The 15,246-nt window shown below is 34.5% G+C and carries 10 protein-coding genes; 8 read left to right on the top strand and 2 right to left on the bottom strand.

Annotation, left to right across the window (positions count from 1 at the left end; genetic code table 11):
* Positions 1 to 83: 83 nt before the first annotated feature.
* Both HOG71_02725 and HOG71_02720 read right to left on the bottom strand, forming a co-directional pair.
* Positions 84 to 1,931, bottom strand: a complete 1,848-nt coding sequence (locus HOG71_02725) for a tetratricopeptide repeat protein (GenBank protein ID MBT5989744.1) — start codon at positions 1,929 to 1,931, stop codon at positions 84 to 86.
* 8 nt (positions 1,932 to 1,939) lie between these two features.
* The gene (locus tag HOG71_02720) at positions 1,940 to 3,094 is read right to left on the bottom strand and encodes a DUF4837 family protein (protein ID MBT5989743.1); all 1,155 of its coding nucleotides are present in this window, start codon (positions 3,092 to 3,094) and stop codon (positions 1,940 to 1,942) included.
* Between the two features lie 138 nt (positions 3,095 to 3,232).
* On the opposite strand from HOG71_02720, the gene mnmE reads away from it, so the two are divergent.
* From mnmE to HOG71_02680, 8 genes are all read left to right on the top strand, one after another.
* Entirely contained in the window at positions 3,233 to 4,618 is a 1,386-nt protein-coding gene (mnmE, locus tag HOG71_02715) for a tRNA uridine-5-carboxymethylaminomethyl(34) synthesis GTPase MnmE (protein ID MBT5989742.1), read from the top strand.
* 450 nt (positions 4,619 to 5,068) lie between these two features.
* A complete protein-coding gene (locus HOG71_02710; GenBank protein MBT5989741.1) occupies positions 5,069 to 6,436 on the top strand; it encodes a TolC family protein in 1,368 nt (455 codons plus the stop codon).
* A 12-nt stretch (positions 6,437 to 6,448) separates the two neighbouring features.
* Positions 6,449 to 7,495 carry an efflux RND transporter periplasmic adaptor subunit gene (locus HOG71_02705; protein MBT5989740.1) on the top strand — a complete coding sequence of 349 codons (1,047 nt, stop codon included), beginning with the start codon at positions 6,449 to 6,451 and terminating at the stop codon, positions 7,493 to 7,495.
* A 10-nt stretch (positions 7,496 to 7,505) separates the two neighbouring features.
* Complete coding sequence (locus HOG71_02700) at positions 7,506 to 10,553, top strand: efflux RND transporter permease subunit (protein MBT5989739.1); 3,048 nt, start codon at positions 7,506 to 7,508, stop codon at positions 10,551 to 10,553.
* A gap of 22 nt (positions 10,554 to 10,575) precedes the next feature.
* Positions 10,576 to 10,941 (top strand): DUF2147 domain-containing protein, encoded by a 366-nt coding sequence (locus HOG71_02695; protein ID MBT5989738.1) that lies wholly within the window; start codon positions 10,576 to 10,578, stop codon positions 10,939 to 10,941.
* Between the two features lie 59 nt (positions 10,942 to 11,000).
* Positions 11,001 to 12,032 carry a histidine kinase gene (locus HOG71_02690; protein ID MBT5989737.1) on the top strand — a complete coding sequence of 344 codons (1,032 nt, stop codon included), beginning with the start codon at positions 11,001 to 11,003 and terminating at the stop codon, positions 12,030 to 12,032.
* Position 12,033: 1 nt separating this feature from the next.
* Positions 12,034 to 12,810: a response regulator transcription factor gene (locus HOG71_02685; GenBank protein ID MBT5989736.1), complete on the top strand. Its 777-nt coding sequence runs from the start codon at positions 12,034 to 12,036 to the stop codon at positions 12,808 to 12,810.
* Positions 12,811 to 13,548: 738 nt separating this feature from the next.
* Positions 13,549 to 15,078 carry a Fic family protein gene (locus HOG71_02680; GenBank protein MBT5989735.1) on the top strand — a complete coding sequence of 510 codons (1,530 nt, stop codon included), beginning with the start codon at positions 13,549 to 13,551 and terminating at the stop codon, positions 15,076 to 15,078.
* The last annotated feature ends 168 nt before the right edge of the window (positions 15,079 to 15,246 follow it).

Here is a 15,246-nt window from a genome sequence, read left to right as displayed (position 1 = left end):
TTGACAAATGATGTGCCATTGTTGTATTGCTATACAGCAAGAAAATTATTCATGTTTTCTGTCAATATGACTTTATAAATGCATTAAGGTTTTATTGGAGGATCCTGATAAAACTTATCTTCTTTAGTCATAGCCTTATGAGCACGGTATTTTTTTCGGCTGTCTACAACATATACGCTTTCAGGATATTCCAAAATAATTCTTTCATATAAAATAATGGCATTCTCAATGTCGGCAAGTTGGTTTTCATAAATTAGGGCTGCTGAATATAAAGATAGATCGGCTAGTAAGTCAGTCGGGTAATCGCTAAACACTTTTTTATAATAATCAATTGCACTATTATAATTCCCAATTTTTTCAGCAATTTGTCCTTTAAGAAAATAAACCTCATCAATTAACACATGATTTGGATATTGATTTTGTAAAGAATCAAGAACACTACTTGCACTGTCGTATTGGTGTTTGTAAATGAAAAAATCTGCTCGTGCATACATTTTTAAAGGAACAACATTTGAATCAAACCCTAATACATCTTGAATGAGCATGGCCAACCTCAAGGCATCGTTTGCAATTAGCTCAGAAGTAGAAGCTTTCAAAACATCCAATTGATCGTTTGCCCAATTAAAGTCTCCGCGATAAAATGAAAGTTTGGCATTTCTGAACTTTGCTTCGTGTCCCAAGGGGTGATCTTTATACATTTTTGCCACCTGCATATACAATAGTGAGGATTCCCAATCATCGCCTGACAACACATAATAGTCAGCCAATGAAAGTTTCATTTTTGCCTGAGATGTTTTGCTAATACGAGGATAGTCGATGTATTTATTTAAAAGCTCAATAGCATCAGAAACTTTGTTTAAATAAATAGCTTTAATTTCTGCCAGACGCAGGATTACTTTTTCAGAAATATCAATATACCTGAAAAAATCAGTATTCAAATAACGGGTATAATGGGCTTCAATATCTACTAATGCCGATACAGTAGGATTTGGCAATGAAGTTATTTTTAAATATTTCACTTCAATTAATCCGAACTTGGAATGAAAATAATATGGTGTTGTTGTTCCTTTTTCCATAATATATTGATAAATGCTTTCAGCAATATCGAATGCATTGCTTGAAATACAAATATCTGCCAGCGAAACAAGAGCTGCATTGTTATTTCCACTTCGTTTATCTAAAGCTTTTTGCTGCCTGAATGCTGCTTGGAAATCTTTTTTCTGGATATAAAGCCATGACAATAAGTTCACAAAAACAGGAGTGTAATTGCTGTTTTGAACCTCTTTAATTAATCGTTGTTTTGTCAGATTGTAAAAATCATCATCTAAAACTTCATCCTGCAATTTGTTTTGAACAGATTGAATTAAGCGCTCATCATTATAAAGTAAATTGATATACTCATCAACAATAAGTTCTTTGTTGCCAGTAAGTTTATATAATTCAGCAAGTGAAAAAGCAAATGCGGTTGGATCATTACTAAGCTTTCTTCCTTTCTGAAAAACGCTAATAGCATACTCAAATTCCTTTCTTTGAATAAATGCATTAGCCAGCATAGAAACAGCTGTAGGATTAGCATTCACGTTCTCTACGACCTCTGCATATTGTTTTTTCTTCTTCCGCTCATCTCCCATAAGGGAGTATACATAGCCCAAATCAACTGCCAAAATATTTTTGTTAGGAAACCTTTTGATTTGTTTTTTGATCATCTTTTCCGCCACATTGAATTCAGTTAAGTTAATCAGGCAATCGAGGTAATAATGATAAAAAATTTCAGAGCCGGGATCACCTTCAAACAGTTCTTCAAATAGGATAGAGGCCTTTTCAAAGTCATTGTTTTGATAATATTGTATGGCCAATAGTTCTGTGCTATTATCCTGTGCGAATAATAAACTGCTTAAAAATAGGGTGAAAACAAATAGGAGTGTGCGCATAGAAAATTTTACCTCAGTGTTTGGAGTGTTACTTCAAGACGTTTGATGAATGGTTTTTTCTTTATTTCCGGGGCATATACAATGGCATCGATGAATAACATGCGGTTATTTTTAAGGTCTTTAATAGCATAATAAAGAAAAGGACCACCCATAAAATCACCTTCGGTTTCCCAAAGACCTCTAATTTCAATAGCTTCATAACCAGAAATTGTTACATCGCGTATAACGGGTGGATTGTAGTCGTAAGCTATGACCACATAGGAGCCCTGATTTTGTCCTTGAATTAAGTTTGATGTGATCTGATCTTTTTTCAAGAGAATCTTATCTATTTCAGCATCCTTAAATTGATCCAAGGATGTATAATAGAATAGAATATCCATGTTGTAGGCTTTGGTATTGTTGCGAAACCAGCTTAATCCATCAATTTTGAGATTTCGTAAAATGGTATCAGATTTTGATGGCACCCTTTCCATAATATTTACATAACCCTTGGGAATACTTATGTCAATTTGATGCATTTTTAACAATCGGGTTGTGGCTGTATTGTTTCGTCCTTTAGCATATACCCTTCTTTTTAATCGAATTTTTTCTGATTGATCGTATTCCTCAATAAAATCATTTTGTTTTTTTTCCAATAGTAAAATCAACTCTTCAATAGTAGATGCTTCAGCATAGATGACTTTTTGAGGATAAGCCCATGTGTTTTCGGATATCTGAAATCTGGATTCGTTATTTACATTTTTGTCTATATGCAACTCATTTTCTGCAAAGGCATTCATTCTATCAGATGCTGAGTTTACATTCAGTGCCATTATGCAGAGGTTGAGTTTTTGATCTTCTGTTAATGAGTCAGGATGAATGATTATAGGATTGAAATGAGGTTCATTCTGGGGTAAAACATCAAATTTGATAGCAAATAAGTTATTGAGTGCTGTTTTTAAATCAGGATATTTTGTGGCTAAATCACTGATTACAATAATTGAATATTCTTCTCCAGTTGAAATTTCTTTGAATTCGTCTGTGATTTTTTTGTCTTGAAAATCGTCAGTAGTTGCCTCTTTTTCCTTTTGCTTACAACTCATCAAAGAAAAAATGATCAGGAAGCTTATTATACTAATTTTACTCAACTTTTTAAGCTTAATTTCGATTGAGAATAATTCCATTTTTTTGTGTTTAGAGTCTTCAAAGTTAACCATAAGATGGAACAATAATTAAACCAAGGCTGGTCGATTAAAAGATTAAAAATACCAATTTGATAATTATGATACGCTAAATTCAATTTCATGTAATTTTGCAGTTCTATGCTATATCATTTAAACAACGATACAATTGTTGCCATTGCAACACCACCGGGCAAAAGTGCACTCGGAATAATCCGCGTTTCAGGTAATGATTGCTTCGATATTGTGAACAAAGTTTTTTCGGGCAAGGATTTGACAAAAGTTGATTCACATACTATTCACTATGGTTTTATAAAAGATTTAGATGGAAATGTGCTAGACGAGGTTTTGCTCAATGTTTACAAATCACCCAAAACCTACACAGGGGAAAATTTGATTGAAATTTCCTGTCATGGCTCCATGTATATTTTGAATGAGGTATTGAGTTTATTGCAAAAGGTAGGAGCAAGGCTTGCCCAGGCAGGAGAGTTTACCTTACGGGCATTTATGAATAAAAAACTGGACTTAAGTCAGGCAGAGGCAGTTATTGATATGATTGATTCAGAGAACGAAGCTTCACATAAAATAGCAGTCAATCAAATTCGAGGAGGTTTTTCGGATAAGATAAAAGAGCTTCGTGAAAAGTTATTGAATCTGATTTCATTATTTGAATTAGAATTGGATTTTGGAGAAGAAGATGTGGAATTTGCCAGTAATGATCAGCTCAAAGAAATTCTGAATGAAACAACAGCTGAAGTAAAAACCTTAGTTGATTCTTTCAAATTGGGAAATGTCATCAAACAAGGAGTTTCGGTTGTTATTGCAGGCCGGCCTAATGCTGGAAAATCAACTTTATTGAATGAACTTTTGCAGGAAGAAAGAGCTATTACATCCAATATACCGGGTACTACCCGTGATTTTATTGAAGACACTATTAATATTGATGGCATTCTTTTCAGGTTTGTTGACACAGCAGGACTTACATCAACTACATTGGATTTGATTGAAAAAGAAGGTATTCAAAGAACACTCAATAAAATTAAAATTGCTGATTTAGTTATTTATCTGTTCGATATTACTGAATTGACTGTTGAAGAAGTTAAAGGAGATGTCAATCAACTCGAATTGCATGTTCCTCACCTGCTGATTGCCAATAAAATTGACAAGGACGGTGTTGAAAGTATAATCAAAAAGGATTTTTCTGAAGCCTTCGATAACCTAGTTTTTATATCATCTAAGTTCCAGCAAAATATATCTGCTTTAAAAGTTAATCTTCTTAAAACACTTGATATTGAGAAATACCAGGGCGATTTGTCTATTGTTACAAATACTCGTCATTATACAATTCTTAGTGAAATCTTACGATCAATAGAGGAAGTAAATCAGGGCATTGACAATCAGTTAACCAAAGATTTCATCACCATCGATATTCGAAAAATAATTCAACTAATGGGAGAGATCACTGGAGAGATCACAAATGATGAGATTTTGGGGAATATTTTTGGTAGGTTTTGTATTGGCAAATAGCTGTTCTGGTGTTGCATTTGGCTGTTATTTGCATCAAAAAATGAGATCATACTTTACTAAAGTATAATTGCTGAATATGATAAAGTGTTCTGTCATTTTCCGAAAATGACATCCAATAAGGTTCTTAGAAGTATAAATTGTTTTTGAACGGTATTCTAACATTCTTTATCGGGCAGGGATGTTTAAAAGTTGCAAAGGAGTTGATGTTTCCTGACAAGTCTGCTCAAAGTTATATTCCTTTAACTTATAAAAATTCGCTTTGAGATATGTGAGATTATAAAGGAATTATTAAGGGTTCGAATCCTTCCCACCAGGGTTAGTTTCATTCAACGATTATTTCATAGTGCAATTTTCGACTCTATCAGAACAGATTCGACTTCATAAATTCATATTTATCTAGGCTCACTGAGCTATGTAACATTGCATTGAATTTTAAAACAAATTATTGCAATGAATAGAATTTTAATCATCCTCTTACTGGTACCTTATGGTTTTACAGTTAATGCACAGGATAGTATCATCAATATGTATATCGATAGTGCTTTATCTAACAATCTTGCTCTTCAGCAAAAAGAATATTCTTACAAAAAAAGTTTGGAAGTTATAAATGAGGCAAAACGATTGTTTCTGCCAACTATTTCATTTAATGCAAGCTACACTATTGCTGAAGGAGGCCGAATGGTAGAGATTCCTTTTGGAGATATGATGAATCCTGTTTACAATAATCTGAATCAGATTAACCAAGTGTTAAATCCTTCTGCTCCAAAATATCCTGAGATTGAGAATATGGAAATGTCTTTTGTTCGAAGTCCAGAGCAAGAAACAAAATTAGTTGCAACTATGCCTGTTTTTAATGCCGCTATTATCCAAAACCATAAAATTAAAAAGGGATTGGCCGAAGTGGAAGGTATAAGTGTGGATATTTATAAACGAGAACTCGTTAAAGAAGTAAAAGAAGCCTATGTTAAATATTTACAGGCAGAACAAGCACATAAACTTTATATCAATACATTGAGTGTTGTAAACCAGAATCTTAAAAACAGAGAAATTCTTTTTGCCAACGATAAAATTACCATTGACGAAGTATATACCGCGAAGGCACAGGTCAAACAAATTGAACTTGACCTTGCTGCGGCAAATAAAAACAGGATTATGGCTTCTTCCTGGTTTAATTTCCTGTTAAACAGAGATTTTGATGCTGAAATAGAAACCGTACAATTAGCCGTATCTGTAAGCTCCAATGATAATTTGGAGGATGTATTAAATGCTTCTCTTTCTAATCGTGAGGAATTTACTCAATTCGATAAATATGTTGAAATACAGGAAAACAACATTAAACTCGAAAAAGGAGCTGCCTTGCCTAATGTTACACTATTTGGTCAGTATGGCTTTCAAGGAACAGATTACTCTTTTAACGATGAGACAGATATGGCAGTGGCAGGTTTGTCTATGAAGTGGAACTTATTTACATCCGGACAACGAAAATCTAAAATACAGCAGGCGCAGATAGATCGCCAAATTTTAGAAAGCCGAAAACTTGAAGCTGAAAATCAGGTTCAATTGGAAGTAATCAATACCTATTATTCATTGCAGGCTGCCAAAGAAGGTATTGAGTTGGCAAAGCAGGAACTAGAAAACTATCAGAAATCTTATTCATTTGTTGAAAAGAAATACCAACAAGGGATAGTTAATTACTTGGAATATTCAAATTCACTTAACAATAAACTTAATGCTGAAAACAAGCTAATATTGGCTCAATACAGCTATCAGCTTGAGCAAATAAAACTTGAACGTTTAACATCCAGTTATCAATTTTAAAACAGAAGTATCATGATCAAAAATATTTTTAGAAACAGTTTACTAATTCTACCTTTTGCTCTAATGTTTAGTTGTTCAACAAATAAAGGAGAGGAGGATACAAATACAGATAAGGACAATCTTGTAGTAACAACCACTGAAGTAAAAGAGATAGAATATTCAGATCAGCATAGGGTCACAGGCAGAATAAGCTATCACCATGAATATAAATTGTCCTTTAAGACTGGCGGCATAGTTAAGTCAATTGAAGTAAAGGAAGGGCAGTACGTCAAAAATGGAATGTTGTTGGCAACCATAAAAATGGATGAAATAGAATCAAAAACAGAGCAAGCAGAACTAGCCTACGCTAAGGCAAAAAGAGATTTCGATAGAGCAACTGCCTTATACGCTGACAGTGTAGTTACTTTAGAACAGCTACAGAACATGGAAACACAGTTGCAAAATGCTGAAATGAATGTAAAGACAGCTGTTTTCAATTCAAAACATGCACAAGTGGTGGCTCCTGCCAATGGCATTGTCCAAAAAATTCTGGTTCAGGAAAACGAATTGTGTAGCCCCGGAAATCCCATTATTATTTTTGGTGCAGAAAATCAAGGCAAAGTACTTACGACCAATGTTTCTGACGCCAATGTAGTGAAAATTGGGGTAGGTGATAAGGCAAGCTTACAGTTCGATCCTTATCCAGAAACGGTATTCAGTGGTCAGGTACTTGAAATAGCAGGTATGGCAAACCCAACAACTGGTACATATGAGGTGAAAATACAGGTTAATGATAGTAACAGTCACTTACGCCCTGGTTTTATTGGGAGTGCATGGCTTCAGTCTTCTCACACACATAATTGGATGGAAATCCCGGTTGAAGCTTTAGTTTTCTCAGAGAAAAGAAAAGGACAAGTTTACATAGTGGAAGATGGTCTTGCGAAAAAAAGAGCCGTAAAGATTGAAAGGCTTCTTGAAGATAAGTTGATTATCTCAGAGGGACTTTCAGTAGGAGATAAAGTAGTATCAAGCGGCAATCACCGTTTGACAGGAGATAACATTAAGATAACCAATTTATAAGAGTAAAGCGATGAATAAATTACCAAAATTTGCCATAAATAACTTCCAGTTCGTAATTATCATATTTGCGGTATTGCTCTTATGGGGCTTACGTGCCTTCAACTCCATGCCACGTACCGAAGATCCACCTGCAGGACAGCCTGGGGCTATAGTTACTGTCGTTTATCCGGGAGCAAATCCTAGCGATATGGAAGAACTGGTTATCAACAAGATTGAAGAAAAAGTTAATGAGCTTGAAGACATCCAGGATATAAAATCTATTGCCGCGGATGGTTTTGCGCTTGTAAATGTAACCTTCAATTATGGCAAATACGATTTTGATGATAAGTACGATGATGTGGTACAACAAGTGAATGCGGTTAAAACGGACTTACCAGATGGTATTCGTGAAATCAATTACCGTAAGAAAACAACAACAGATACAAAAATTCTTCAGTTAGCATTAAGCTCTGAAACGGTTGAATACATCAAAATGAAAAACACTGCTGAAATTCTGGAACAAAAACTGGAACAGGTGGAAGGCATTATGGTGGTGGATATTATAGCTGCGCCAGATAAGCAAGTAAAGATTGAAATCAATTCCGATAAAATGGTGAACATGGGCATTAATATCGATAATATCTCTAATGCCATTAATGCTAATAACCAGAACATTCCGGGTGGCGAAGTGATTATGGGCGAAAACAGCTTCAATGTAAAAACAAGCGGTTCATATAACTCGCTGGATGAAATTAAGAATACCGTGGTAGGTTCCGCTCAGGGTCAACTGGTGTACCTGAAGGATGTAGCCGATGTTAATCTGGACTACGAGTACAATAAATACCAGGCTAACTTTAATGGTAAGCGAAGCATATTTATTACTGCCGAGCAAAAGATGGGAACCAATGTGCTGGAAATAGCTGAAAATGCACACATTGTTATCGATGAATTTAAAGAGGACCTTCCTGCCGGTATGGAACTAAATTATGTACATGACCAGTCGGTTAGCGTAAGCTCTAGTGTTAATGGGTTTTTAATGAATCTGCTGCAGGGTATCATGCTGGTAGGGTTGGTAATTATGTTTGCCATTGGATTTAAATCGAGCATTATTATAATGGTGGCTATTCCATCTTCCATTTTAATTGGACTTGGTTTTGTTGATATGGCCGGATTTGGCCTGCAAAACGTATCAATAGCTGCATTGGTAATTGCATTAGGATTATTGGTGGATAATTCAATTGTGGTAATAGAGAATGCCGAACGCTTATTACAAAAAGGATATAGCAGTAAAAAAGCTGCTATTGAGGGAACCAAGCAGGTAGCCTATCCCATCATCACATCAACTTTAACTACCCTGGCTGCTTTTATTCCAATTGCCATGATGCCCGATGCTGCCGGGGATTATATTAAAAGCTTACCGGTTACAGTAATTGCAACCTTATCGGTTTCAGTAATTCTAGCCCTTACTGTATCCCCATTGCTCATGTCGAAGTTTGTAAAACCTGAAAAAGACGGTAAGCCAAAAGAAAAGAAATTGCAAAAGGTATTAAAAGGATTTATTCAGGGGCCTTACAAAAAAGCATTGCATTATTCATTGACACATACACGTACAGTGATAATTATTGCAGTGTTAGTGTTTGCTTCATCCTTGGTTGTGTTGAAACTTTTTGTAGGTTCAAGTTTCTTCCCTAAAGCCGAAAAACCAATGTTTATGGTTCAGGCAACCTTACCTAAAGGGAAAAGCCTGGAAGAAACTAAAAAAGCAGCTGCTTTTATTGAGAGTGTTTTAGATACAACTTCGTCTGTCAAGCAATATGCAGGAAATATCGGGAATGGAAATCCAAAAGTTTACTTTAATACTTTCCCTAAAGAAAATGCTAAGAATTTTACTGAATATTATGTGGTTCTGAACGAATACGAAGCTGAAGAGTTTAATGCTTTGGTTCAAAGTTTACGCAATACATTTGATCAATATATTGCTGCTGATATTAAGGTGAAAGAGTTTCAGCAGGGACAGCCCATTCAATACCCCGTTGAGGTTGTATTGATGGGTGACAATGTAGAAAACTTAGTAAAAGTATCGGAGGATATTAGAACCATTTTGCAAAATCAAGAAGGCGTTATTAATGTGAACAATGAGCTTGAAGGCATGCGCACCGATTTGCATGTGAATATCAATAAAGACAAAGCCTCTTTGATGGGTGTTCCGGTTTCTACCATTGACAAAACAATTCGTACGGCATTAAACGGATTGACCATTTCTCAATTCAGAACCAGCGAAGGAGATGAATACGACATGATTCTTAGTCTTCCAATTGATAATAAGGCAAAAATTGAAGACTTTGATAAAATCTTTTTAAAGTCGATGAGTGGAGAACAAATTCCATTAAGTCAGCTAGCACGTATCGAGTTTGCAACAAGTCCGAGTTTGATTACGCATTACAATATGCAACGAAGTGCTACCGTAGGAGGCGATGTGGCAAGCGGCTATAATACAGGTGAAGTAACCAAACTTTTTGACGCTGAATTGGCTAAGTACGACTTGCCTTTAGACGTTGATTATAAACTTAAAGGTGAAACCACAAAACAAAATGAAACCTTTGGAGGACTGGGTGCTGCAGCAGGTATTGCGGCACTAATTATTTTGGCTATTTTGGTTCTGCAATTCCGTTCGTTCCGTCAGCCCTTCATTATATTTACTGCTATACCTTTGGCACTTACCGGTTCATTTTACGCTTTATTAATAACTGGCTATGACTTTTCATTTACTGGGTTTATAGGAGCTATTGCGCTTATTGGCATAGCCATTAATAACGCTATTATTCTTATTGATTTTACCAACAATGCCCGTAAGGAAGGAAAAAGCATTTACGAGGCCTTAATGGAAGCTGGACAAACTCGTTTTATACCTATCGTAATCACATCGTTTACCACTATTGGTGGTCTGCTACCCTTAACCTTACAGGGTGGAATGTTCTGGGGGCCATTGGGTTGGACGATAATAGGAGGACTATCGCTATCAGCAGTCCTTGTACTGTTGGTAATTCCAGTGTTGTACAAAGTGATGATAAAAGAATAAAAACAATTCAAAACAGATTAATATGAAGAATCTAAGAAACATATTTATAATGCTAACTATCAACTTATTTACCATAAATAGTTTTGCTCAGTCAGATTTAGCAGGAGCGTGGATGGTAGGCGGGCAAAATACCATTGTGAAAATAGAACAACAAAACGACATTTATAGTGGAAGAATTATCTCTTCTGATAATCCTAAAGTAAAAATAGGAAGACTGATGGTTAAAGATTTAAAACAAACTAAAGGCAAATGGGAAGGGAAAGTATATTCACCAAAGCAAAAAGAATGGTACGATGCTGAATTTACCAAAAAAGAGAATAAACTGAATATTGAAATATCTGTTGGTTTTTTTAGTAAAACTGTAGAGTGGACGAAACATAATTCGTAGAGATAATAGCTTAAATATTAACTTTACAGAATGCAAAAACAAAGCAGGGTTAAATTGAAATGACAAAAGTTGTTTTTAAAATATTGACTCGTATAATACTCGTATCACTTTACGCCATTCTAGTAATGAAACTAGTGGGATTTGCTATGCCTGATGATATTGAATACAACTCACATATTCCCAAACAATTTTTTTTTATTGCATACCTGTTTTTCTTCAATTTAAATAGTGAAGGTAGCTTGTTTTTTGACCGCTACTTGAATAAAAAGCTCCCATGGTTTTATTCCCCCCATAAGAGGATTATTATCCAATTCACTTTTATTATTCTTTGGGCGTTTATCACCATAGGATTTCCTTTTATTACTTGGTATTTCATCAATGGAAAGTCATTAGCATACCCACCTGCATCTGTCATTATTTTTATTGGTTCCGTTGTTTTTCTTTTGGGATTTATCGGGATATCCATGACCATAAGCTTTTTCAAGCAATGGCAAATCTCTTCATTGGATGCGGAGTATTATAAACAAGAAAAACTTAAAGCTGATTATCAGGTTTTACAAAATCAGGTAAATCCTCATTTCTTGTTTAATAGTTTGAATGTGCTTATCTCTGAAATAAAACATAATCCCAATACTGCGGTTGAATTTACACGTAAACTATCGAAAGTTTACCGCTATGTTTTACAAAGTAAAAATCATGATTTAATTGCCTTAAATAAAGAACTTGAATTTATTGAATCCTTTATCTTTTTGCATAAAGTCAGAATTGGAGATGCCCTGGAGTATTCGACAAATATTTCGGAAGAAATAGTACAAATGCAAATCCCTCCATTAACGCTGCAAATATTAATTGAGAATGCCATTAAGCACAATGTAGCTAACAAAGAAAATGTGTTGAAAATTTCTATTGTAGGCAACAGTGATAAAAAATTAATTGTAAGTAATAACCTACAAATAGCTGAAGGTGCAGATTCAACACACACCGGCTTGTCAAACCTTAGCAAGCGATTTGAATTGCTTAAAAAAGATGGATTTACCTATGAAGAAAACAAAGATAATTTTGTTGTAACGATTCCACTAATTGATGAATAAGATGGTTCTGAAAGTATTAATCATTGAAGATGAAATTCCAGCTCAACGTTTGTTGAAAGAAACCTTGGAGGAAATTAATTTTGAAACTGAGGTAGTTGATTGCTTGAATGGCATTAAATCAGCTGTTGAATGGTTTCAAAAAAATCCACACCCAGAGATAGTTTTATTAGATATTCAATTGTCTGACGGACTAAGTTTTGAAATATTTAAGCAGGTAAAAATTGAAAGCATGATCATATTTACCACAGCCTATGATGAATATGCCATGCAAGCATTCAAAGTTAACAGTTTGGATTATCTGTTAAAACCCATTGAAAAGGATGAATTGCAAGCTGCATTTGAAAAGCATATGCAATACAATAAACAATTTATTCAAGAGAAGAATTCCAATATTGATTTTTCGGAACTTGCCTCACTCATCAAAAATGAAAAATCGGAATATCGTAAACGCTTTCTAATACAATCTAACGAATCATTTTTTCATTTACCAATTGAAGAAATTGCACTATTTTACAGCATGCAGGGAATTACATTTGCTGTTACTTTCGAAAAAAGAGAATATCCTATTAATTTTTCGCTAGAAAACTTAAAGGAACAAATAAATCCAGAGGTGTTTTTTAAAGTGAATCGTCAGATTATTATTAATTTCGAATCCATTAAACGAGTTCATTCCTATTTCAATGGAAAGCTGAAACTCGAAACTCACCCATCGCATTCAGAAGATATTGTAATTGGAAAAGATAAAGCTGCTGCTTTTAAAAGGTGGTTGGACAGCTAATTTAAGCCAGCCTCAACCAATCTACCAGCTCTATTAGTTTAGATGAAAACATAGTATCCACCATTCAGTCCTTAAGAAATTACTTGTCATTATGTTTCTTTTGTTTGTATTAAAGCCCGTTTTCCTTGTTGCCCTTTTGTTGCCCAAGTGCTGTAAGTGTATAGATAATCAGCTAACTAGCATTTTTTGTATTGGCAAATAGCTGTTCTTGTGTTTCATTTGGTTGCTTTTAGTTATCAAATTTGTGTATCCATATTCTTACTTTTGGATAATTATTTCAGTTTTTGGATAATTGAATTCCATAAGTTGAGATTCTTTTGATTAAAAGGGGGTGAGTTTGTAAGTTACAGAATAAGAGTGTTTTACACACGCCTTCTTGTTATATGGATTTCATTTTTTTAAATTCAATAAAGAGATAATTATTGTGTTTTTGGATAATTCTTATCTTTTTTGGAGAATTAAATTTCTGCGAACTTTCCTTGATATGCATTTGCCCTGGGTAGTTTTGTCTTTCTAATTTGTATAATACTAATTTTCTGTATATTTGCAGAATAAGCTAGAACAGGTACGGCAGAAAAAGCTGGATTTGGCACAACAAGATAAGCTAGAAAAGGCACAACAGGAAAAGCTGGATTTGGCACAACAAGAGAGGCTTAAACTGGAACAGTAAGGAAAGCTAAATTGAATTTATTTCACATAATGCAAGATGAATAATTATTTCATAAAAAAATTAGGATAATGGCCACACCATCAGAAAAATTGGCTCAATCGCTTGAAGTTCTACAATCATTGATAAGCCAAAATGGGAACTCAATTGTAAAGTCAGATGAAATATCTAGAACTCATAGAGATAGATTATTGTCCAACGGTTTTCTTCAAGAGATAATAAAAGGATGGTATATTGCATCAAATCCTGAATATTTACAAGGGGATACAACATCATGGTACTCTTCATTCTGGGATTTTGCAAAGGTCTATCTTAACTCAAGGTTTGGAAAGGAGTGGTGCTTATCTCCAGATCAGTCACTTAAATTACATGGTGGCAACAAATCCGTTCCAGTTCAATTATTAGTTCGATCTCCAAAAGCAAGAAATAAGGCTACTCAATTGATGTTTAATACATCAATATTTGATTTAAGGTCTAAAATCCTTTCAAAGAATGAATTTGTTAATTCTGAAGGGCTTAATTTGTATTCCTTGGAGAGTGGGCTTGTTGCATGTGGGGCAGATTTTTTTGAGAAACATACTACTGATGCACGTACGTGCTTATCAATGATCAAAAATGCATCTCAATTGCTTGAGATATTATTAGATGGTGGTCATAGCGTGATAGCTGGTAGATTAGTAGGAGCTTTTAGAAATATTGGTAATGATAAAATAGCTAATGATATCTATGATACAATGAAATCTGTCGGATATGATGTTCGTGAATTGGATCCATTTGAGGAAAAGTTGAAGATTAGTTTTAGTTCTAGAGAATTATCTCCATATGCCAGTAGGATTAGAATAATGTGGATGCAAATGCGTCAGCCTGTTCTTAATAATTTTGTAAAAACAGAGAGAGTAATCTCAGATACAAGCGATTATTTAAAACATGTAGAGGATAGTTATTCAAAAGATGCCTATCATTCACTTTCAATAGAAGGATATAAAGTAACTCCCAATCTTATTGAAAGAGTTCGAAGTGGAAATTGGAATCCTAATGAAAATGAAAAAGATAAGGAGCAAAAGAACGCTATGGCGGCTCGTGGATATCACCAAGCTTTCCAAGCAGTTAAGGAGAGTATAAAAACGATTCTTGAAGGTGAGAATCCTGGTCAAGTTGTTGATAAGGATCATGGAAAATGGTATAGAGAACTTTTTGCTCCAAGTGTTAGTGCTGGTATATTAAAAGCTTCTGATTTAGCTGGTTACAGAAATGGACCGGTCTATATTAATGGTTCAATGCATACTCCTTTAAATCATGAAGCAGTCAGAGATGCTATGCCTGTTTTTTTTGAATTACTTGAAAATGAGGCAGAAGAAAGTGTTAGAGTTGTATTAGGGCATTTCATTTTCGTATATATTCACCCATATTATGATGGAAATGGTCGAATTGCTAGATTCTTAATGAATGCAATGATAGCGTCAGGAGGATTACCCTGGAGTATTATTCCTGTAGAATTAAGAAATGAATACATGGCTGCTCTTGAAGAAGCAAGTGTTAATAATGATATTATTCCTTTTACCAGGTTTATTAGTAGTAGGCATGAAGAATTTTTGGATTAACATATTATATCTGTTTATCAGTTGGGTATTTCGGAGTAACCGTGCCACTCATTTCGGTCTAATGGTGCCACTCTATAAGAACATACAATGTTAAAAAAAATCATTCAAAATTCTTCAAAATATCTTTTCGTAAAGACTCTCCTTTCAGGTCGATCCTATGAGAAGAGT

It is taken from the genome of Bacteroidota bacterium, assembly GCA_018698135.1.
Classification (GTDB): Bacteria; Bacteroidota; Bacteroidia; order CAILMK01; family JAAYUY01; genus JABINZ01.
The sequence above is the reverse complement of the archived record's forward strand: the minus strand, read 5'-3'. Positions and strand labels throughout refer to the sequence as shown.

What these genes read in the sequence shown, in the direction of transcription:
- HOG71_02725 (MBT5989744.1), bottom strand. Translation starts at nt 1,931, where the DNA reads ATGCGCACACTCCTATTTGTTTTCACCCTATTTTTAAGCAGTTTATTA.
- HOG71_02720 (MBT5989743.1), bottom strand. Translation starts at nt 3,094, where the DNA reads ATGGAATTATTCTCAATCGAAATTAAGCTTAAAAAGTTGAGTAAAATT.
- mnmE (MBT5989742.1), top strand. Translation starts at nt 3,233, where the DNA reads ATGCTATATCATTTAAACAACGATACAATTGTTGCCATTGCAACACCA.
- HOG71_02710 (MBT5989741.1), top strand. Translation starts at nt 5,069, where the DNA reads ATGAATAGAATTTTAATCATCCTCTTACTGGTACCTTATGGTTTTACA.
- HOG71_02705 (MBT5989740.1), top strand. Translation starts at nt 6,449, where the DNA reads ATGATCAAAAATATTTTTAGAAACAGTTTACTAATTCTACCTTTTGCT.
- HOG71_02700 (MBT5989739.1), top strand. Translation starts at nt 7,506, where the DNA reads ATGAATAAATTACCAAAATTTGCCATAAATAACTTCCAGTTCGTAATT.
- HOG71_02695 (MBT5989738.1), top strand. Translation starts at nt 10,576, where the DNA reads ATGAAGAATCTAAGAAACATATTTATAATGCTAACTATCAACTTATTT.
- HOG71_02690 (MBT5989737.1), top strand. Translation starts at nt 11,001, where the DNA reads ATGACAAAAGTTGTTTTTAAAATATTGACTCGTATAATACTCGTATCA.
- HOG71_02685 (MBT5989736.1), top strand. Translation starts at nt 12,034, where the DNA reads ATGGTTCTGAAAGTATTAATCATTGAAGATGAAATTCCAGCTCAACGT.
- HOG71_02680 (MBT5989735.1), top strand. Translation starts at nt 13,549, where the DNA reads ATGGCCACACCATCAGAAAAATTGGCTCAATCGCTTGAAGTTCTACAA.